This is a genomic window from Streptomyces sp. NPDC057877 (genome assembly GCF_042796855.1).
Lineage (GTDB): Bacteria > Actinomycetota > Actinomycetes > Streptomycetales > Streptomycetaceae > Streptomyces.
Genome location: NZ_JBHVMS010000002.1, coordinates 540,959 through 559,711 on the forward strand (window position 1 = coordinate 540,959; position 18,753 = coordinate 559,711).

The following is an 18,753-nucleotide window of genomic DNA, read 5'->3' on the forward strand; positions in this document are numbered from 1 at the left end:
CTGTGCCCGGGGGACGGGTCGGACGGCTCGTACGCCGAGGTCGCACGCAGCGCACACCACAGGAACGGGTGATACGCGGTGTCTCAGGACCTCAGACGAGCAACGTCCTTCTCCAATCGACGGCAACAGGACTTCACAGACGGTACGGACGGCTTCCGGGAGCTGTCAACGGATTAACGTCCCTGTCGGATTCCTGCCAGCCAGGCCCCGGACCCGGCTGGTTCAGTGGCCGCATGACCGACGAGAACACCACCACCCTGCACGACCGCGCCCTGGCCTTCCGCGCCCTGCACGTCCCGGGACGGCCCCTCGTCCTGCCCAACGCCTGGGACCTCGCCAGCGCCCGGATCGTCGCGGACGCGGGTGCCGCGGCCGTGGCCACCACCAGCGCCGGGCTCGCCTGGGGCCTGGGCGCGGCGGACGGCGACCGGCTGGGGCGGGACGCGGCGCTCGGCGTCGTCGCGGACATCGCCGCCGCGGTACGGGTCCCGGTGACCGCCGACGTCGAGAGCGGCTACGCGACCGGACCCGAGGGCGTCGCCGAAACCGTCCGCGCGGTGCTCGCGGCGGGCGCCGTGGGCGTCAACCTCGAGGACGCGCTGTACGAGCCGGGCCAGGGGCCGCTGCGGCCGGTCGGGGAGCAGGCCGAGCGGATCGCCGCCGCCCGGGAGGCGGCCGACGCGGCGGGTGTGCCGCTGTTCGTCAACGCCCGGATCGACACGTTCCTGCGCGGGGCCGGGGGAGTGGACCTCACCCTGGAGCGGGCCGCCGCCTTCCGGGCAGCGGGCGCCGACGGGATCTTCGTCCCCGGGGCCGTCGAGCCGGGGACGGTCAAGCTGCTCGCCGACGGGGTGGACGCCCCGCTGAACGTGATGGCGGGGCCGGGCGCGCCCGCCGTCGCCGAACTGGCGGCGCTCGGCGTCGCCCGCGTCAGCACCGGCGCGCAACTCGCGCAGGCCGCGCACGCCCTGGTCCGCCGCGCCGCACGGGAGCTGCTGGGCGCGGGGAGGTACGACGCCCTGGCCGGTGGCCTGGACTACGGCGAGCTGAACGCGCTCCTTGGCGGGGCGCGCTAGCAGGCGTCCCGCATCAGCTCCGCGAGGTCGTGGTCCAGGTCGAGCTGGAGGTGCTCCAGGCCCTCGGGCACCAGCTCCCCGGTGGCCTCCAGGAAGCGGCGTACGTCGCCGGAGCGCAGATGCACCACGGCGGTGCCCTCGGGGGCGTGGAACTCCAGGACGGTGCGGTCGTAGCCGTAGGGCCGCACCCGGACGTCGCCGTGGCCCACGGTGTCGTGCAGACCGGCCGCCAGCAGCTCGCGGGCGAAGGTCCAGCACACCTCCACGCCCTCCAGGGTGGCCTGGGCCGGGAAGGTCATGCGGACGGCGAACGGATCATGGCGCTCGTAGCGCAGCACGGCGGGGATGTTCGGCATCCGTGGCGCCGCGGCCACGAGGCGGGCCTCGACGGGCTGCTCGATGACGGTGGTCAACGCCTTGCTCCCTTGTGACGGCGGGACGACTGGACGACTGGACGGCCTGGGGACATGGACCGGCATGGGAAGAGACGACGGAATCCGTCAATCCGTGCACCTTCGGCGAGTGACCTCCGTCACCGTCCTCAATCGTGGTGGTGGCGGGCGGTTCCCCTGGGTCCGGCAGGGCCCGTGTGGCGTTCGGCGGCGACGCGGGTACCCGGTCACCGCACCCGAGAGGAAGTGAGTGGACATGCCACGCGGTTCCAGCTCCAAGCGGGAACGCCAGTACGAGCACATCAAGGAGAGCGCGCGGGACCGGGGCGAGAGCCCGGGACGCGCCAAGGAGATCGCGGCGCGCACCGTGAACAAGGAACGCGCCCGCTCCGGTGAGTCGAAGACCGCGAGCCGCACCTCGACCCAGGACATGTCGTCCGGCAAGCGCGGCGGCCAGCGGTCGGGGCAGGGCTCCCAGGGGCCCACCCGCGACCAGTTGTACGAGGAGGCCAAGCGGCGCAACATCCAGGGCCGTTCGGACATGAACAAGGACCAGCTGCGGCGGGCCCTCGGCAAGTGACCCCCCAGGGGTGAGCGGGGCCGCCCGCCGCGGTCCCCGTACGCTCGTCACCACCATGACGACCGTACGCGTTCCCGCGGGCTGGCCCGCGACCGAGGAGCAGGCGCTCGCCGTCCAGGACGAGCTGCGGCGGCGGGTGGTCCGCGACGAACCGGGGCCGCCGCCCGGCACGGGGTACGTCACCGGGGTCGACGTCGCCTACGACGACGAGCGCGATGTCGTCGCCGCGGCGGCCGTCGTGCTGGACGCGGCGAGCCTCGACACCGTCGCCGAGGCCACCGCGGTGGGGCGGATCTCCTTCCCGTACGTGCCGGGGCTGCTGGCCTTCCGGGAGATCCCGACCGTGCTGGCCGCCCTGGACGCCCTGCCCTGCCCGCCGGGCCTCGTCGTCTGCGACGGCTACGGTCTCGCCCACCCCCGCCGGTTCGGCCTCGCCAGCCATCTCGGCGTGCTCACCGGCCTGCCCACGATCGGTGTCGCCAAGAACCCCTTCGCCTTCACCCACGACGAACCGGGCCACCCGCGCGGGTCGTCGTCCCCGCTGCTCGCGGGCGACGAGGAGGTGGGCCGCGCCCTGCGCACGAGGGACGGCGTGAAGCCGGTCTTCGTCTCCGTCGGCCACCGGGTCCGGCTGGACACGGCCTGCGCGCACGTGCTGCGGCTCACCCCGAGCTACCGCCTCCCGGAGTCCACCCGCCGCGCCGACGCGCTGTGCCGCCGGGCGCTGCGGGAGACGGCCGGTGCCTGAGTACCTCCAGGGTGCCTGAGCAGCTCTACGGTCCCTGAGTACCTACCGGGCCGACTGAGGACGAGTGCCGACTGAGGACGAGTGCCGACTGAATACGAGTGCCGACTGAATACGAGTGCCGACTGAATACGAGTACTGAGTACGAGTACTGAGTACGCGTACGGATGTCCGGGGCCCGGCCCGCGCGGCAGGCTGGGCCCCATGACGACGCACCGAGCCCCGAAGCCCCTGTCCGACCCGGACCGTCCCGTCGAGCGCGCGGTGGTGCTCGGGCTGGCGCTGGCCGTGCTGGCGGGCGTCGGCTGGATCGGCGGGATGATCTACACGCTGGTGAGCTGGCCGATGTGAGCGCCGCGCGCCGGGAAGGCCGCGGCGGCTAGCGGCTCGCCGCCACCCGGAAGACGACGCCCGCGCGGCGCAGCCGTTCGGTGAGGGCGTCGCCCATGGCCACCGCCGTGGTGACCTGCCCGGCGGTCGGCGGCAGGTCGTCGCAGGCCAGGGAGAGCGCCGCCTCGGCGAACATCTTCGCCGTCTCGTCGTACCCGGGGTCACCGCCCGCGACCTCGGTGTAGACACGCCGTCCGCCGCCCTCGCCGACGAAGCGGGCGGAGAACCAGCTCCGGGCCCGCTTCTCCGCGCTCGGCCCGTCGCCGGGCTGGAGCCGCCCCGACAGCCAGCGCCGCACGGGCGGCACCTGCGCCGCCGCGACGACCGCGCCGACGGCCGCCATCCCGCCCACGGCGACGGGCAGACGGCGTACGGCCGCGTAGTGGCGGTAGCGGAAGTCGGGGCCGTAGCGCCGCAGGGAGCGGGCGGACCGGCGCACGATCTGCGGGTCGACGGTCGGCAGCGGCAGCGCCCACGCGCCGACCTCCCCGGCGAACCGCGGCGCCCCCGGCGTCGCGACCGCCCGGCGCCCCATCAGCCGCGGCTCGTGCCGTCGCCGGTCCCGTGCCGCCGCGGTCAGTTGCCGCCCGCGCGCGAACTGGTCCAGCGCGGAGGCGAACGTGCCGCCCGAGAAGGTGGCGTCGGCGGTCACATAGCCGTCCACGGTCAGCGGCACGTCCTCGGGCAGTTGCCGGACGGTGAAGTAGACGCCCAGATCGTGCGGGACGGATTCGAAGCCGCAGGCGTGCAGCAGCCGTGCGCCCGTCTCACGCGCGCGTGCGTCATGGCGGACGTAGGTCAGGTCCACGAACTCCGGCTCACCGGTGAGATCGAGGTAGTCGGTGCCGTGGTCGGCGCAGGCGGCGACCAGGTCCTCGCCGTAGCGCACATAGGGGCCGACCGTGGTGGCCACCACGCGCGCGCGTGTGGCGAGTTCGCGCAGTGACGCGGGGTCGGACACCTCCGCCCGCAGGACGCCGACGTCCGCCCCGCCGGGCAGCCGCTCCCGCAGCTCCTCCAGCCTGCGCGCGTCCCGGCCCGCGATCGCCCAGCGCAGTCCGCCGGGCGCGTGCGCGGCGAGGTACTCGGCGGTGAGTGTCCCCACGAAGCCGGTGGCCCCGAAGAGCACGATGTCGTACGGACGGTCCGCCCTGTTCAGCCTGTTCATGACACCCCTCGGATTCGCGTCGCGCGCCGTTGTCGGTGGCTGAGGCTAGCGTGGGACGTGCGGGACCCTGCGCCGAGCCCGCCGGTCGCGGGGGTCCTGTCCCCCGTAGAGTGGCCAAGCGCTTGCTTTCCGGGGCTTGTGCCGACTGGGACGCGTTCTTAGCATCATTGGTGTTACATCAATTGTGTCACGACCCTGGGGGCGGACCATGACAGCGGCCACCACACCACCGCACGGCCCGCTCACCGGCGTGCGCGTCGTCGAACTGGCGGGGATCGGCCCGGGCCCGTTCGCCGCGATGCTCCTCGCCGACCTGGGCGCCGACGTGGTGCGCGTCGACCGCCCCGGCGGCCAGGCCCTCGGCGTCGACCCGGCACACGACATCACCAACCGCGGCAAGCGCTCGGTGATCGTCGACCTGAAGGACCCGGACGGCCCGGCCCGCGTCCTGGACCTGGCCGAGCGCGCGGACATCCTCGTCGAGGGCTACCGCCCCGGCGTCGCCGAACGCCTCGGCGTCGGCCCCGGGGACTGCCACGCCCGCAACCCCGCCCTCGTCTACGGCCGGATGACCGGCTGGGGCCAGCAGGGCCCCCTCGCCCAGCGCGCCGGGCACGACATCGCCTACATCGCCGTCACCGGCGCCCTCGGCCTGATCGGCGACCCGGACCGGCCCCCGGCCGCCCCCGCCAACCTCCTCGGCGACTACGCGGGCGGCTCCCTGTACCTCGTCGTCGGCGTCCTCGCCGCCCTCCAGCACGCGCGGGCCACCGGCACCGGACAGGTCGTCGACGCCGCGATCGTCGACGGCACCGCGCACCTCTCCGCGATGATCCACGGCATGCTCGCGGCGGGAGCCTGGCAGGACCGGCGCGCCGCCAACCTCCTCGACGGCGGCTGCCCGTTCTACGGCACCTACGAGACCGCCGACGGCCGCCATGTCGCCGTGGGCGCCCTGGAGCAGCAGTTCTACGACGAGTTCATGACCCTGCTCGGCCTCACCGAGCTGGCGCCCGCGCGCCGCGACCCGGCCCGCTGGGGCGAGCTGCGCGAGGCGGTCGCCGCCCGCCTGAAGTCCCGTACCCGCGACGAGTGGACGGCCGTCTTCGAGGACTCCGACGCCTGCGTGGCGCCCGTACTGTCGCTGCGCGAGGCGCCGCACCACCCGCACCTCGCCGCCCGCTCCACCTTCACCGACCACGGCGGCCTCACCCAGCCCGCCCCCGCGCCCCGCTTCTCCGCGACCCCCACCGCCGTCCGCGGCGGTCCCGCGCTGCCCGGCGCCGACACCGCCGAGGTGGCCCGCGACTGGGCCGTCCCGCGACTCACCGACCCGCGAACCGGCACCGATCCGCAACCCCGCACCCCTGAGGGAAAGGCCTCCCCGTGACCACCGAAGCGTACGTATACGACGCGATCCGCACCCCGCGCGGACGCGGCAAGGCCAACGGCGCCCTGCACGGCACCAAGCCGGTGGACCTGGTCGTCGGACTCATCCACGAGATCCGCGCCCGCTTCCCCGGCCTGGACCCGGCCGCCGTCGACGACATCGTGCTCGGCGTCGTCGGCCCCGTCGGCGACCAGGGCTCCGACATCGCGCGGATCGCCGCCATCGCCGCCGGACTGCCGGACACGGTCGCGGGCGTCCAGGAGAACCGCTTCTGTGCCTCCGGTCTTGAGGCCGTCAACATGGCGGCGATGAAGGTCCGTTCGGGCTGGGAGGACCTCGTCCTCGCGGGCGGCGTGGAGTCGATGTCCCGGGTGCCGATGGCCTCGGACGGCGGCGCCTGGTTCAACGACCCGATGACCAACCTCGCCACCAGCTTCGTGCCGCAGGGCATCGGCGCCGACCTGATCGCCACCCTGGAGGGCTTCTCCCGCCGCGACGTCGACGAGTACGCGGCCCTGTCGCAGGAGCGGGCGGCCACCGCCTGGAAGGAGAGCCGCTTCGAGCGCTCCGTCGTGCCGGTGAAGGACCGCAACGGGCTCGTCGTCCTCGACCACGACGAGCACCTGCGCCCCGGCACCACCGCCGACTCCCTCGCCGGGCTGAAGCCGTCCTTCGCCGACATCGGCGACCTCGGCGGCTTCGACGCCGTGGCGCTCCAGAAGTACCACTGGGTGGAGAGGATCGACCACGTCCACCACGCGGGCAACTCCTCCGGCATCGTCGACGGCGCCGCCCTCGTCGCCATCGGCTCGAAGGAGACCGGCGAGCGCTACGGCCTCACCCCGCGCGCGCGGATCGTCTCCGCCGCCGTCTCCGGCTCCGAACCGACGGTCATGCTCACCGGGCCCGCCCCGGCCACCCGCAAGGCGCTCGCCCGCGCGGGCATGACCATCGACGACATCGACCTCGTGGAGATCAACGAGGCGTTCGCGGCGGTCGTGCTGCGCTTCGTGAAGGACATGGGCCTGTCCCTGGACAAGGTCAACGTCAACGGCGGCGCCATCGCCCTCGGCCACCCCCTCGGCGCCACCGGCGCGATGATCCTCGGCACCCTCGTCGACGAACTGGAGCGCCAGGACAAGCGGTACGGCCTCGCCACCCTGTGCGTGGGCGGCGGCATGGGCATCGCCACGATCGTCGAGCGCGTCTGACCCCCTCCCGACGGATTCCCTGGAGCACACCTGATGACCACCGAACGCACCACCATCCGCTGGGAACAGGACGACACCGGCGTCGTCACCCTCGTCCTCGACGACCCCGCGCAGTCCGCGAACACCATGAACCAGGCGTTCCGCGAGTCGATCGCCGCGATCGCCGACCGGCTCGAGGCCGAGAAGGACGCCATCCGGGGCGTCATCGTCACCTCCGCCAAGAAGACCTTCTTCGCGGGCGGCGACCTGCGCGACCTCATCCGGGTCACCCCGGAGACGGCGCAGGACGTCTTCGAGGCGGGCCTGGCCATCAAGCGCCAGCTGCGCCGCATCGAGACCCTCGGCAAGCCCGTCGTCGCGGCGCTCAACGGCGCGGCCCTGGGCGGCGGCTACGAGATCGCGCTCGCCTGCCACCACCGCGTCGCCCTCGACGCCCCCGGCTCGAAGATCGGCTGCCCCGAGGTCACCCTCGGCCTGCTCCCCGGAGGCGGCGGCGTGGTCCGCACCGTCCGGCTCCTCGGCATCGCCGACGCCCTGCTGAAGGTCCTCCTCCAGGGCCAGCAGTACAGCCCCCGGCGCGCCCTGGACAACGGACTCGTCGACGAGGTGGTGGACACCCCGGAGGAGATGATCGCCAGGGCCCGCGCCTTCATCGACGCCCACCCGGAGTCCCAGCAGCCCTGGGACCGGCCCGGCTACCGCGTCCCCGGCGGCACCCCGGCCCACCCGAAGTTCGCGGCGAACCTGCCCGCCTTCCCGGCCAACCTGCGCAAGCAGACCAATGGCGCCCCCTACCCGGCGCCCCGCAACATCCTCGCCGCCGCCGTCGAGGGCGCCCAGGTCGACTTCGAGAACGCCCAGGTCATCGAGGCCCGCTACTTCGTCGAGCTGGCCGCCGGGCAGATCTCGAAGAACATGATCCAGGCGTTCTTCTTCGACCTCCAGGCCGTCAACTCCGGCGCCAACCGCCCGCAGGGCATCGAGCCCCGCCCGGTGCGCAAGGTCGCCGTGCTCGGCGCCGGGATGATGGGCGCCGGAATCGCCTACTCGTGCGCCCGCGCGGGCATCGACGTGGTCCTGAAGGACGTCTCCCTGGAGGCGGCCGTCAAGGGCAGGGGCTACTCCGAGAAACTGTGCGCCAAGGCGGTCTCCCGGGGCCGTACGACGCGGGAGAAGGCCGACGCGCTGCTCGCCCGCATCACGCCCACCGCGGAGGCGGCCGACCTCGCGGGCTGTGACGCGGTGATCGAGGCGGTGTTCGAGGACACGGCGCTCAAGCACAAGGTGTTCCAGGAGATCCAGCACGTCGTCGAGCCCGACGCGCTGCTGTGCTCCAACACCTCCACCCTCCCCATCACCACCCTCGCCGAGGGCGTGGAGCGCCAGGAGGACTTCATCGGGCTGCACTTCTTCTCGCCCGTCGACAAGATGCCGCTGGTGGAGATCATCAAGGGTGAGCGGACCGGGGACGAGGCCCTCGCGCGCGCCTTCGACCTGGTCCGGCAGATCAAGAAGACACCGATCGTCGTCAACGACTCGCGCGGGTTCTTCACCTCCCGCGTGATCGGGCACTTCATCAACGAGGGCGTGGCCATGGTCGGAGAGGGCGTCGAGCCCGCGTCGGTCGAACAGGCGGCGGCCCAGGCGGGCTACCCCGCGAAGGTCCTCTCCCTGATGGACGAGCTGACCCTCACCCTGCCCCGGAAGATCCGCAACGAGAGCAGGCGGGCCGTGCAGGAGGCGGGCGGCACCTGGCAGGAGCACCCCGCCGAGGCCGTCATCGACCGCATGGTGGACGAGTTCGAGCGCCCCGGCCGCAGCGGGGGAGCGGGCTTCTACGACTACGGCGACGACGGCAGGCGGACGGGCCTGTGGCCGGGCCTGCGGGAGCACTTCACCAAGCCGGGCTACGAGATCCCGTTCGCGGACATGCAGGAGCGCATGCTGTTCTCCGAGGCCCTGGACACCGTCCGCCTGCTGGAGGAGGGCGTCCTGACCTCGGTCGCGGACGCCAACATCGGCTCGATCTTCGGCATCGGCTTCCCCGGCTGGACCGGCGGCGTGCTGCAGTACATCAACGGCTACGACGGCGGCCTGCCCGGCTTCGTGGCACGCGCGCGTGAACTCGCCGAGCGCTACGGGGAGCGGTTCGCGCCGCCCGTGCTGCTGGTGGAGAAGGCGGAGAAGGGGGAGGCGTTCAGCGACTCACCCCGCGTCTGACCGGGTGAGCACCTCGCCCAGCTCCTCCCGCAGCGACCGCTGGAACGTCGTCAGCAGCGCCTGCACCACCAGCGGGTGCATGTGCGCCGACAGGGACCGCACGTCGCGGGTGTCGCGCTCCGACACCTCGTCGAGGAACAGCCGGGCCAGCTCCTGAGCCGCGGCGCGCGAGTGTTCGGTGAGAACCTCGCGCGCCGCGAGGATCGCCTCCTGGGACAGCGGTACGTCCAGCAGCCGCACCCCGAGCCGCAGCACACCGAGGTCGACGTGGTAGCCGTCCGGTCCGGACCGCACCACGTCCATGGCCACCAGCCGCTCCACCTCGTCGTCGTCGAGCGCCCGCCCGGCCCGCCGGTCCAGCTCCTCGCGCGTCACCAGTTCCTCGGAGTCCGGCGCCCAGGAGGCGACCACGGCCCGCTGGATGGCCAGGCCGTGCGCGCTGAGGTCCGGCGGCAGTTGCTGGAGGTACCGCTCGATCCCGGCCAGGGTCATGCCCTGCCGCTGCAACTCCTCGATGAGTTCCAGCCGCGCCAGATGCGCACGCCCGTACTGCCCGACCCTGCGCGGCCCGATCACCGGGGGTGGCAGCAGCCCCCTGGTGCCGTAGAACCGCACCGTACGCACCGTGACCCCGGCCCGCGCGGCCAACTCGTCCACGGTCAGCGTCAGCTCCTCGGCGTGCGTGTCCATGTGCAGCAGTATCGCTGTCTCACCAGAAGTGTGAAACCCGGCCGTTGTCAGTGGGGGCGCCTACGGTGGTGTCATGACGGGGATCACTTACCTCCGAGGCGACGCCACGGCGCCCTCGGTGAAGGGCGTGAAGATCATCGCCCATGTCTGCAACGACATCGGCGGCTGGGGCAAGGGCTTCGTCGTCGCCCTCTCCCGGCGCTGGCCCCAGCCCGAGGCCGCGTACCGCGCCTGGCACCGCGACCGTGCCGCGGGCGACTTCGCCCTGGGCGCGGTCCAGCTCGTCCAGGTGGAGCCGTACATCTGGGTGGCCAACATGATTGGCCAGCGCGGGACACGCACCGGCAGCAAGGGCGTCCCCGTGCGCTACGAGGCGATCGGCACCGCCCTCGGCCACCTCGCCGGACACGCGGCCCGCCTCGACGCCTCCGTCCACATGCCCCGCATAGGCTGCGGCCTCGCGGGCGGCAAGTGGTCCCGGGTCGAACCCCTCGTCACCGACCGGCTGACAGCACGCGGTATCAGCGTCACCGTCTACGACCACGGCGACTGAACGGCCGCATCGGGGGATGGCTTCGGAGGGCCAGCGGGTAGGGGAGCGGCATGGAGCTGCTGCCCGTCGACATCGGACCGTTGAATCCGCTGGTCCCGGACCTGGTGGTCGGGCTGGTGCTGTTCGCCCTCTGCTATGCCGCGCTGGTGCGGCTGCTCAAGCGGGCGCGGGCCGTGCTGGAGCTGCGTGAGCGGATGACGCAGGGGACCGCCGACCAGGCCGAGGAGGTGCGGGCCCGCGCCGAGGAGAAGCGGGACGAGGCACGTGCCGTGCTCGCCCAGGCCCGGCACGAAGCGGCCCGCATCCGGCGGCGCGCCGAGCAGGAGGGTGCCGCCCTCATCGCCTCCGCCCGCGCCGACGGCGTCCGCGAACGGGACGGCATGCTCGCCCAGGCCGCCGCCCGCCTCGAGTCCGAGCGGGCCGCGGCCGAGGCGGAACTACGGGTGTACGTCTCCGAGTTGGCGTCGGAACTGGCCGGACGCCTGGTCGGCGAACCGCTCGGCCAGAGCGAGCCGACGTCCCCCGCGACCGACGGCCGGTGAACCGGCCCGCGTGACAGGCTCCGCCGGACCGGCCCCGGGCCCCGCCGTCGTGCCAGCGCCGCCCGGTACGCGCGCTGTGCCGCCGATCCGCCCCAGCGGACGTTCCGCACGCGCCCTCACGCCGCCGCGCCGCGGACCCGGCCCCTCACTCGGCAGCCCCAGCCCTCACCGACCCGCCCCCGCCAGCCCCGCCGCCTCCTCCGCACACCCCCACGCCACCGTCACGCCCCCGCCCCCGTGACCGTAGTTGTGCACCAGCACGCGCCCGTCGGGCAGCCGCAGCCGTTCGAGTCGTACGGAGTCACGTGCCGGACGCAGTCCCACCCGGTGCTCCAGGACCCGGGCCCCGGCGATCTCCGGCCGCAGGGCCGCGCAGCGACGTACGATCGCGTCCGCCACCGCCGGGTCCGGGGTGCGGGACCAGGCGTCCTCCTCGGCCGTGCCGCCCAGGACCAGGCCGCCCGGCTGGGGGAAGAAGTAGGCCATCGCGCCCGAGGCGGCCGTGGAGACCAGCCAGGTGTGGATGCCGGGGTTGGTCACCACGACCAACTGCCCGCGCACCGGCCGCACCGACCCGTCCGGCACGAGGGCGCGGGCGCCCAGGCCCGTGCAGTTGACGACCACCGCCGCGTCGGCGTCGGGGAGGGCGGAGACCGTACGGTCCTCGACCGTGCCGCCCGCCGCCCGCAACCGCTCCCGCAGCCACGGCAGATGAGTCGACATGTCGATGAGAGGCAGGCGCGCCCACAGGCCCGTCCCGGCGTACTCGGCGGGCGTCGAGGCCCGCAGCCCCGGCAACCGCGCCGTCGCCCAGCCGTCGACCTCGTCCAGCCCCGTCTCGCCCAGTACCCCTTCGACCATCCGTACGCCGGTCACCCCCGGCCGCCCGGCCAGCTCCTCGTACACGTCCAGCGACCGCAGCGCCCAGGCCCGCGCCCGCGCCACCGGCTCGATCCGGTACGGCCACCACAGGGCCCCGGCAACCGCCGAGGTGGTCCGCTCGACCGGGTCCCGGGTCCACAGCCGCACCCGCCGCCCGCGCTCGGCCAGCACCACCGCCGTCGTCAGCCCGATGACCCCGCCGCCGACGACGATCACCTCGTCCCCGCTGTCACTCACCACGCCTGGACCGTAGCGGAATGTGTCATGCCGCGCTCAGGGCGGGTCCGCTCCGGGAATACTCACAGCATGTCTGCCGTGTACGCGACCTTCGGCCTGGCCCCGGCGATACGCGCCGGTGGCGTCCTCGCGGACGGCGGCTACCAGGTCCACCGGGACTTCCTGGACTTCATCGTCGACGGACGCCCGCTGCTGTACCAGCTCTCCGACCTGGACGCCGTCTCCCCGCTCGCCTCCGACGTCCCGCCCGCCATCTTCACCGCCCAGGTCCGCGGCCTGCTGCTGGAGGCCGACGCCCCCCTGCCCGGCGGCCGTTACCTCATCTACGGCTGCCCCGAATGCGCCGACCTGGCGTGCGGCGCGGTCACCGCCGTCATCGAACGGGCCGACGACGACTACATCTGGCGGGACTTCGCCTGGCAGACCGGCGACGAGGTCGACCTCCAGCTCAACGGCTACCACGGCATAGGCCCGTTCCGGTTCGCGGGCGTCGCCTACCGCACGGCGCTCGGCGCACTGCTCGACCCCGCGGACACCGACCCCGCGGCCCGCCGCCGCGTCCTGCTCATCGGCGCCCGCGTCGCCGTCCTCGCCAAGCTCGCCGCCGCCCTGCGCACCATCGGCATCGGCGCCGACATCACCCGCGACGCCGAACACGTCCCCGCCGACGAACTGCGCGGCTACGGCGCCGTCGCCTTCGGCCGCGCCGTCGGCGAGCGGGAACGCACCGCCGTACGTGGTGCTTTCGAACGCGCCGGAATCGAGGTGTCCTACGTCGACGGACTCGCCCCGATCGTCCCCCTGCTCGTCGCCCAGATCGAACACGCCCTCGACCGCAGCCCCCGCGAGCGGCGCCGACTGACCCGCCTGGTCGCCGCCGACGGCGAGGCGGGCGTCGAGGTCACCTCACCGTGCCGGGTCCGCCTGACCGCGTACCGTCTCGACCGCCTCTACCGCACCCACACCCGGGAACTCTTCGACGACGTCCTCGAACCGGGCGGCCACCGCATCCCGCTGGACGCCAGGGCCGTGAAGGGGGAGTCCTACGTGGTCGCGCGGACGGCGGGCGGCGTGCTGGTGGCGGCGGTGGCCCACTGAGGACCGTCACCCGCGCCCACTAGAATTCCCCGCCTGATGACTGCCACCCTCGTCGCCAAGAACCTCGCCGCCGGACACGGCGACCGCTCCCTGTTCGCCGGGCTCGACCTGGTCGTCGCGCCCGGCGACGTCATCGGGCTGGTCGGCGCCAACGGCGCGGGCAAGTCCACGCTGCTGCGGATGCTCGCCGGACTGACCGCCCCCGAACAGGGCGACCTGCGGCTCTCCCCGCCGACCGCGACGGTCGGGCACCTGCCGCAGGAGCCGGAGCGGCGGGAGGGGAAGACCGTACGCCAGTTCCTCGGCCGCCGCACCGGCGTCACCGCGGCCCAGCGGGCCATGGACGAGGCCACCCAGGCCCTGGTCGACGGGGCACCGGGCGCCGACGACGCGTACGCCACCAGCCTGGAGCGCTGGCTCGGCCTCGGCGGCGCCGACCTCGACGAGCGCGCCGAGGAGGTCGCCGACTCCCTCGGCCTCGCCGTCGACCTCGACCAGCCGATGACCTCCCTCTCCGGCGGCCAGGCCGCCCGCGCCTCACTCGCCTCCCTGCTGCTCTCCCGCTACGACGTCTTCCTGCTCGACGAGCCCACCAACGACCTCGACCTCGACGGCCTCGAACGCCTGGAACGCTTCGTCACCTCGCTGCGCGCGGGCACCGTCGTCGTCAGCCACGACCGCGAGTTCCTCACCCGCACCGTCACCAAGATCCTCGAACTCGACCTCGCCCAGCAGCGCGTCACCCTCTACGGCGGCGGCTACGCGGCCTATCTGGAGGAGCGCGAGGTGGCCCGCAGGCACGCCCGCGAGGACTACGAGGAGTACGCCGACAAGAGGTCCGCCCTCCAGGAGCGGGCGCAGACCCAGCGCGCCTGGACGGACAAGGGCGTCAAGAACGCCCGGCGCAAGGCGGGCTCCGACAACGACAAGATCGGCCGCAAGTTCCGCAGCGAGGCCAGCGAGAAGCAGGCCGCCAAGGCCCGGCAGACCCAGCGCATGATCGAACGCCTCGAGGTCGTCGAGGAGCCCCGCAAGGAGTGGGAGCTGCGGATGGAGATCGCCGGCGCACCGCGCTCCGGCGCCGTCGTCGCCTCCCTGCGCGACGCCGAGGTCCGCCGCGACGGCTTCGTCCTCGGCCCGGTCTCCCTGCAGATCGACTGGGCCGACCGGGTCGCGGTGACCGGCGCCAACGGCGCGGGCAAGTCCACCCTGCTGGGCGCCCTGCTCGGCCGCGTCCCGCTGGACGCGGGGCACGCGGCGCTCGGCTCCGGGGTGCTGCTCGGCGAGGTCGACCAGGCACGCGGGCTGTTCCTCGGCCCGGAGCCGCTGCTGGACGCCTTCCACGCCGCGGTCCCGGACACCGAACCGGCCGAGGTCCGCACCCTGCTGGCCAAGTTCGGCCTCAGGGCGGACCACGTCCTGCGCCCGGCCGCGACCCTCTCCCCGGGCGAACGCACCCGCGCCGCCCTCGCCCTCCTCCAGGGCCGTGGCGTCAACCTCCTCGTCCTCGACGAGCCGACGAACCACCTCGACCTGCCCGCCATCGAACAACTGGAGTCGGCCCTCGACGCCTACACCGGCACCCTGCTCCTGGTCACCCACGACCGCCGCATGCTGGACGCCGTGCACGTCACCCGGCGCCTGGAGGTCGCGGACGGCAAGGTGACCGAGCGGTAACGCTAACGCTTGCCGCGCAGCAGCGCGCACACGAAGTCCTCCTGCACCGCCCGCATCCTGCTCAGCAGCTCGGGCTTCAGGCCCTCGTTGATCTGGGTGGTCGAGGAGAAGGTCAGCGAGCGGCGGCCGTCCGGGGTGGCCGCGATCAACTGGGTGTAGCCGGGGAGGTTGCCGGTGTGGCCCAGCACCGTGCCGCACCGGGTGGTGTAGCGGAAGATGCCCAGCCCGGCCTCGTTGCGGCCCGGACCGGCGGGCTGGGAGGCGCCGTTCACCCAGCGGCGCTGCTCGCGCACGACCCGGTCGCCGTACAGCGCGCCCCCGGCGTAGCCGCGGACGAAGCGGGTCAGGTCGGCGGGCGTGGACACGATGCCGCCCGACGCCCACACGCCCGACATGCTCAGCGCCTCACTGACGTCCTCCGTGCCGTCGTAGCCGTGCAGGTACGGCTCCGGCATCTCGTACCCCTGCGGCAGGCTGGTCCGGCGCAGTCCCAGGTGGCGGTAGACCAGTTCGTCCAGCAGGCGTTCGTACGGGGTGCGGGTGACCGCCTCCGCCATCAGGGCCACGGCGATGTTGTCGGAGTTGGAGTACGCGTAGCGGGCGCCCGGCCGGAAGCGCAGGGGCTCGTCGGCGCCGTAGTCGAGCAGGCGGCGGGAGTCGAAGCGCCGCCGGGGGTCCTCCCGCACCTCCGCGAGGAACTCGGGGCTCTCGATGTAGTCCGGCAGTCCGCTGGTGTGGTTGAGGAGCTGGCGCAGCGTCACCGCGTGCCAGGCGCGCGGCAGTCGGGGCAGCCGGGAGCCGATGGTGTCGTCCAGGCGCAGGTCACCCATATTGACGAGGGAGAGCGCGACCGCGCCGCTGAACGCCTTCGCCGTACTGGCGATCCGCATGTGGTCGTCGATGTCCGGCGCCCGGTCGGTGCCCAGCTCCGCGACGCCCGTGCGGACGACCCGGGTGCGCTCGCCGTCGCGCAGTACGGCGATGACGCCGGGCGGACCGCCCGGCGCCCGGACCAGCGTTTCGAGCTGCCGCCGTAGATCGGACGGGGTGGCCGAGGGGTCGGCGACGGCCGGGGTGACCGGCGCGAGACAGGCCGCCACCAGCGCGATCACCCCGAGCCGGGGGCCGAGCGGAACACGGTGACGGGAGGTCGTGGTACGGATGTGCATCGGCTCTCCGGGAGCGGGAGGTGGACGGGCGTCCAGCTTCGCCCGCCCTCCCGCGCCCCGGCCGCCGGTGCTGCTGCATCCGGCGCAACCCCCGTCCCCGGCTCACGCCAGACGTCAGCGGCGGCCGTTCTTCGGGTCGACCAGACCCGCCCGCCGCAGGGCGTCCGCCATCGCGCTGTTCGCCGGGGCCGGTGCCTGACGGCCGCCACCGCCACCGCCGCCTCCGCCACGCCCCTGCCGCTGCTGCGGCGGACGCCCACCGCGCTGCTGACGGCCGCCACCGCCACCGGCCTGCCGGTCCTGCGGGGCGGCCTCGTCGTCCAGCCGCAGCGTCAGCGAGATGCGCTTGCGCGGGATGTCGACGTCGAGGACCTTCACCTTGACGATGTCGCCCGGCTTGACCACATCGCGCGGGTCCTTGACGAAGGTCCTGGACATCGCGGAGACATGCACCAGACCGTCCTGGTGGACGCCGATGTCGACGAAGGCCCCGAACGCGGCGACGTTCGTGACGACGCCCTCCAGGACCATCCCGGACTCCAGGTCCGCGATCTTCTCGACGCCCTCCTTGAACACGGCCGTCTTGAAGGCGGGCCGCGGGTCGCGCCCAGGCTTCTCCAGCTCCTTGAGGATGTCGCTCACCGTCGGCAGACCGAACGTCTCGTCCACGAAGTCCTGGGGCCGCAGCGAGCGCAGCACACCGGTGTTGCCGATCAGCGCGGCGACCTCCTGCCCGGCGGTCTTCACCATGCGCCGCACCACGGGGTACGCCTCGGGGTGCACGCTGGAGGCGTCCAGCGGGTCGTCGCCGCCGCGGATGCGCAGGAAGCCCGCGCACTGCTCGTACGCCTTCGGGCCCAGCCGGGCCACCTTTTTCAGCTCCGAGCGGGACGTGAACGGCCCGTTGGTGTCGCGGTGGGCGACGATGTTCTCGGCGAGGCCGGAGGAGATGCCGGACACCCGCGCGAGCAGTGGCGCGGAAGCGGTGTTGACGTCGACTCCGACGCCGTTCACACAGTCCTCCACCACCGCGTCCAGCGAACGCGACAGCTTCACCTCGGACAGGTCGTGCTGGTACTGGCCGACGCCGATCGACTTCGGGTCGATCTTCACCAGCTCGGCCAGCGGGTCCTGCAGCCGCCGGGCGATGGACACCGCGCCGCGCAGCGACACGTCCAGGCCGGGCAGTTCCTGCGAGGCGAAGGCGGAGGCGGAGTACACCGAGGCACCCGCCTCGGACACCATCACCTTGGTGAGCTTCAGCTCCGGGTGCTTGGTGATCAGCTCGGCGGCGAGCTTGTCGGTCTCGCGGGACGCGGTGCCGTTGCCGATCGCGACCAGCTCGACCGCGTGCTCCTTCGCCAGCCGGGCCAGCCTGGCGATCGCCTCGTCCCAGCGGTTCTGCGGGACGTGCGGGTAGATCGTGTCGGTGGCGACGACCTTGCCGGTGGCGTCGACGACGGCGACCTTCACCCCCGTACGGAAACCGGGGTCCAGGCCCAGCGTCGCGCGGGTCCCGGCCGGGGCGGCCAGCAGCAGGTCCCGCAGGTTCGCCGCGAACACCCGCACCGCCTCGTCCTCCGCGGCCGTCCGCAGCCGCAGCCGGAGGTCGATGCCGAGGTGGACCAGCACACGGGTGCGCCACGCCCAGCGGACGGTGTCGAGCAGCCACTTGTCGGCGGGCCGCCCGCGGTCGGCGATCTGGAAGCGGTGGGCGATCATCCCCTCGAACGACGACGGGCCCTCGGTCGGCTCCTCCGGCTCCAGGACGAGGTCGAGGACCTCCTCCTTCTCGCCGCGCAGCATCGCCAGGACGCGGTGCGAGGGCAGCGCCGTGAACGGCTCGGCGAAGTCGAAGTAGTCGGCGAACTTGGCGCCCTCCTCCTCCTTGCCCGCACGGACCTTGGCGGCCAGCCGCCCCCGCACCCACATCCGCTCACGCAGCTCGCCGATCAGGTCGGCGTCCTCCCCGAACCGCTCGGTGAGGATCGCCCGGGCGCCGTCCAGCGCCGCCTGCGGATCGGCCACGCCCTTGTCGGCGTCGACGAACGAGGCCGCCGCGGACAGGGGTTCGACCGTCGGATCCCCGAGCAGGCCGTCGGCCAGCGGCTCGAGCCCCGCCTCACGGGCGATCTGCGCCTTCGTACGCCGCTTGGGCTTGAACGGCAGGTAGATGTCCTCCAGGCGCGCCTTCGTCTCGGCGCCCCGGATCCGGGCCTGAAGCTCCTCGGTGAGCTTGCCCTGCTCGCGCACCGACTCCAGGATCGCGGTCCGCCGCTCCTCCAGCTCCCGCAGATAGCGCAGCCGCTCCTCGATCGTGCGCAGTTGCGCGTCGTCGAGGGTCTCGGTCGCTTCCTTTCGGTAGCGGGCGATGAAGGGCACCGTCGAACCGCCGTCCAGCAGCTCCACGGCAGCCCTGACCTGCCGCTCCCGTACGCCGAGTTCCTCGGCGATCCTGCCTTCGATGGACCCTGTGAGGGGTGTCGTCACGATCCCGTACCGCCTTCTCCACTTCGGGTTGCGCGGCAATTGTGGCAGGTCGCACCGACAGCCGGGGATCAGGGCGGGTCAGACCCGGCGCGCCCCGCGCCGGGACGAGCCGGAGGCGCCGCCGAACAGCCGGGCCAGTGCCCGGAACGGCAGCGTCACCACAGTCGCCACGGCGCCTCCGATCTGGCGGAGCACATCCGCGATGGCACGAAGCACGTGAGTCCCCTTTCGTTGCCCCCGTCC

Annotated in this window: 18 protein-coding genes; 11 read left to right on the forward strand and 7 right to left on the reverse strand. The window is 73.4% G+C overall.

The features are described 5' to 3' along the window. Positions 1 to 233: 233 nt before the first annotated feature. The gene (locus tag ACFVQG_RS06255) at positions 234 to 1,076 is read left to right on the forward strand and encodes an isocitrate lyase/phosphoenolpyruvate mutase family protein (protein ID WP_383377418.1); all 843 of its coding nucleotides are present in this window, start codon (positions 234 to 236) and stop codon (positions 1,074 to 1,076) included. Here ACFVQG_RS06255 and ACFVQG_RS06260 read toward each other — a convergent pair. Then, positions 1,073 to 1,489, reverse strand: a complete 417-nt coding sequence (locus ACFVQG_RS06260) for an SsgA family sporulation/cell division regulator (protein ID WP_383377419.1) — start codon at positions 1,487 to 1,489, stop codon at positions 1,073 to 1,075. The two genes, ACFVQG_RS06255 and ACFVQG_RS06260, sit on opposite strands and share 4 nt — an antisense overlap. Before the next feature lie 235 nt (positions 1,490 to 1,724). Between ACFVQG_RS06260 and ACFVQG_RS06265 the strand changes: the two genes are divergently transcribed. The 3 genes from ACFVQG_RS06265 (at position 1,725) to mmpA (ending at position 3,144) form a co-directional block, all read left to right on the forward strand. Then, positions 1,725 to 2,048: a plasmid stabilization protein gene (locus tag ACFVQG_RS06265; protein ID WP_383377421.1), complete on the forward strand. Its 324-nt coding sequence runs from the start codon at positions 1,725 to 1,727 to the stop codon at positions 2,046 to 2,048. Positions 2,049 to 2,103: 55 nt separating this feature from the next. Continuing rightward, the gene (locus ACFVQG_RS06270) at positions 2,104 to 2,796 is read left to right on the forward strand and encodes an endonuclease V (protein ID WP_383377423.1); all 693 of its coding nucleotides are present in this window, start codon (positions 2,104 to 2,106) and stop codon (positions 2,794 to 2,796) included. Between the two features lie 201 nt (positions 2,797 to 2,997). Next, the gene (mmpA, locus tag ACFVQG_RS06275; protein WP_383377425.1) at positions 2,998 to 3,144 is read left to right on the forward strand and encodes a morphogenic membrane protein MmpA; all 147 of its coding nucleotides are present in this window, start codon (positions 2,998 to 3,000) and stop codon (positions 3,142 to 3,144) included. A gap of 28 nt (positions 3,145 to 3,172) precedes the next feature. Here the strand turns inward: mmpA and ACFVQG_RS06280 are convergent, their stop codons facing one another. After that, positions 3,173 to 4,351 carry a saccharopine dehydrogenase family protein gene (locus ACFVQG_RS06280; RefSeq protein WP_383377426.1) on the reverse strand — a complete coding sequence of 393 codons (1,179 nt, stop codon included), beginning with the start codon at positions 4,349 to 4,351 and terminating at the stop codon, positions 3,173 to 3,175. A gap of 208 nt (positions 4,352 to 4,559) precedes the next feature. Here ACFVQG_RS06280 and ACFVQG_RS06285 point away from each other — a divergent pair, with 208 nt between their 5' ends. From ACFVQG_RS06285 to ACFVQG_RS06295, 3 genes are read left to right on the forward strand one after another with little or no spacing between them, the layout of a single operon-like run. Next, positions 4,560 to 5,741 (forward strand): CaiB/BaiF CoA transferase family protein, encoded by a 1,182-nt coding sequence (locus ACFVQG_RS06285; protein ID WP_383377428.1) that lies wholly within the window; start codon positions 4,560 to 4,562, stop codon positions 5,739 to 5,741. Beyond that, positions 5,738 to 6,952, forward strand: coding sequence for an acetyl-CoA C-acetyltransferase (locus ACFVQG_RS06290; protein ID WP_383377430.1), 1,215 nt, complete (start codon positions 5,738 to 5,740; stop codon positions 6,950 to 6,952). The genes ACFVQG_RS06285 and ACFVQG_RS06290 overlap by 4 nt, the downstream gene beginning before the upstream one ends. 33 nt (positions 6,953 to 6,985) lie before the next feature. Continuing rightward, positions 6,986 to 9,172: a 3-hydroxyacyl-CoA dehydrogenase NAD-binding domain-containing protein gene (locus ACFVQG_RS06295; protein ID WP_383377432.1), complete on the forward strand. Its 2,187-nt coding sequence runs from the start codon at positions 6,986 to 6,988 to the stop codon at positions 9,170 to 9,172. On the opposite strand, the gene ACFVQG_RS06300 is transcribed toward ACFVQG_RS06295, so the two are convergent. Continuing rightward, positions 9,158 to 9,862 carry a MerR family transcriptional regulator gene (locus ACFVQG_RS06300; RefSeq protein ID WP_383377434.1) on the reverse strand — a complete coding sequence of 235 codons (705 nt, stop codon included), beginning with the start codon at positions 9,860 to 9,862 and terminating at the stop codon, positions 9,158 to 9,160. The two genes, ACFVQG_RS06295 and ACFVQG_RS06300, sit on opposite strands and share 15 nt — an antisense overlap. A gap of 73 nt (positions 9,863 to 9,935) precedes the next feature. Here ACFVQG_RS06300 and ACFVQG_RS06305 point away from each other — a divergent pair, with 73 nt between their 5' ends. Continuing rightward, a complete protein-coding gene (locus ACFVQG_RS06305) occupies positions 9,936 to 10,415 on the forward strand; it encodes a macro domain-containing protein (protein ID WP_383377436.1) in 480 nt (159 codons plus the stop codon). Between the two features lie 50 nt (positions 10,416 to 10,465). Beyond that, complete coding sequence (locus ACFVQG_RS06310; RefSeq protein ID WP_383377438.1) at positions 10,466 to 10,957, forward strand: ATP synthase F0 subunit B; 492 nt, start codon at positions 10,466 to 10,468, stop codon at positions 10,955 to 10,957. Between the two features lie 165 nt (positions 10,958 to 11,122). Here ACFVQG_RS06310 and ACFVQG_RS06315 read toward each other — a convergent pair whose 3' ends face one another. Then, entirely contained in the window at positions 11,123 to 12,079 is a 957-nt protein-coding gene (locus ACFVQG_RS06315) for an FAD-dependent oxidoreductase (RefSeq protein ID WP_383377440.1), read from the reverse strand. A gap of 66 nt (positions 12,080 to 12,145) precedes the next feature. Here ACFVQG_RS06315 and ACFVQG_RS06320 point away from each other — a divergent pair, with 66 nt between their 5' ends. Together ACFVQG_RS06320 and ACFVQG_RS06325 are read left to right on the forward strand one after the other, a co-directional pair. Further along, positions 12,146 to 13,174 carry an oxidoreductase gene (locus ACFVQG_RS06320; RefSeq protein WP_383377442.1) on the forward strand — a complete coding sequence of 343 codons (1,029 nt, stop codon included), beginning with the start codon at positions 12,146 to 12,148 and terminating at the stop codon, positions 13,172 to 13,174. Between the two features lie 36 nt (positions 13,175 to 13,210). Beyond that, positions 13,211 to 14,851, forward strand: a complete 1,641-nt coding sequence (locus ACFVQG_RS06325; protein WP_383377444.1) for an ABC-F family ATP-binding cassette domain-containing protein — start codon at positions 13,211 to 13,213, stop codon at positions 14,849 to 14,851. A gap of 2 nt (positions 14,852 to 14,853) precedes the next feature. On the opposite strand, the gene ACFVQG_RS06330 is transcribed toward ACFVQG_RS06325, so the two are convergent. The 3 genes from ACFVQG_RS06330 to ACFVQG_RS06340 all read right to left on the reverse strand — a co-directional run bounded on the left by ACFVQG_RS06330 (position 14,854) and on the right by ACFVQG_RS06340 (position 18,726). Further along, positions 14,854 to 16,020, reverse strand: coding sequence for a serine hydrolase domain-containing protein (locus tag ACFVQG_RS06330; protein ID WP_383377446.1), 1,167 nt, complete (start codon positions 16,018 to 16,020; stop codon positions 14,854 to 14,856). 114 nt (positions 16,021 to 16,134) lie between these two features. Continuing rightward, positions 16,135 to 18,510 (reverse strand): Tex family protein, encoded by a 2,376-nt coding sequence (locus tag ACFVQG_RS06335; RefSeq protein WP_383377448.1) that lies wholly within the window; start codon positions 18,508 to 18,510, stop codon positions 16,135 to 16,137. 78 nt (positions 18,511 to 18,588) lie between these two features. Next, positions 18,589 to 18,726 carry an LPFR motif small protein gene (locus ACFVQG_RS06340; RefSeq protein WP_383377450.1) on the reverse strand — a complete coding sequence of 46 codons (138 nt, stop codon included), beginning with the start codon at positions 18,724 to 18,726 and terminating at the stop codon, positions 18,589 to 18,591. Between the last annotated feature and the right edge of the window lie 27 nt (positions 18,727 to 18,753).

Bases quoted from the DNA above. Each gene is read 5' to 3' on its own strand.
- ACFVQG_RS06255 (WP_383377418.1), top strand. From the start codon at position 234: ATGACCGACGAGAACACCACCACCCTGCACGACCGCGCCCTGGCCTTC.
- ACFVQG_RS06265 (WP_383377421.1), top strand. From the start codon at position 1,725: ATGCCACGCGGTTCCAGCTCCAAGCGGGAACGCCAGTACGAGCACATC.
- ACFVQG_RS06270 (WP_383377423.1), top strand. From the start codon at position 2,104: ATGACGACCGTACGCGTTCCCGCGGGCTGGCCCGCGACCGAGGAGCAG.
- mmpA (WP_383377425.1), top strand. From the start codon at position 2,998: ATGACGACGCACCGAGCCCCGAAGCCCCTGTCCGACCCGGACCGTCCC.
- ACFVQG_RS06280 (WP_383377426.1), bottom strand. From the start codon at position 4,351: ATGAACAGGCTGAACAGGGCGGACCGTCCGTACGACATCGTGCTCTTC.
- ACFVQG_RS06285 (WP_383377428.1), top strand. From the start codon at position 4,560: ATGACAGCGGCCACCACACCACCGCACGGCCCGCTCACCGGCGTGCGC.
- ACFVQG_RS06295 (WP_383377432.1), top strand. From the start codon at position 6,986: ATGACCACCGAACGCACCACCATCCGCTGGGAACAGGACGACACCGGC.
- ACFVQG_RS06300 (WP_383377434.1), bottom strand. From the start codon at position 9,862: ATGGACACGCACGCCGAGGAGCTGACGCTGACCGTGGACGAGTTGGCC.
- ACFVQG_RS06305 (WP_383377436.1), top strand. From the start codon at position 9,936: ATGACGGGGATCACTTACCTCCGAGGCGACGCCACGGCGCCCTCGGTG.
- ACFVQG_RS06310 (WP_383377438.1), top strand. From the start codon at position 10,466: ATGGAGCTGCTGCCCGTCGACATCGGACCGTTGAATCCGCTGGTCCCG.
- ACFVQG_RS06320 (WP_383377442.1), top strand. From the start codon at position 12,146: ATGTCTGCCGTGTACGCGACCTTCGGCCTGGCCCCGGCGATACGCGCC.
- ACFVQG_RS06325 (WP_383377444.1), top strand. From the start codon at position 13,211: ATGACTGCCACCCTCGTCGCCAAGAACCTCGCCGCCGGACACGGCGAC.
- ACFVQG_RS06330 (WP_383377446.1), bottom strand. From the start codon at position 16,020: ATGCACATCCGTACCACGACCTCCCGTCACCGTGTTCCGCTCGGCCCC.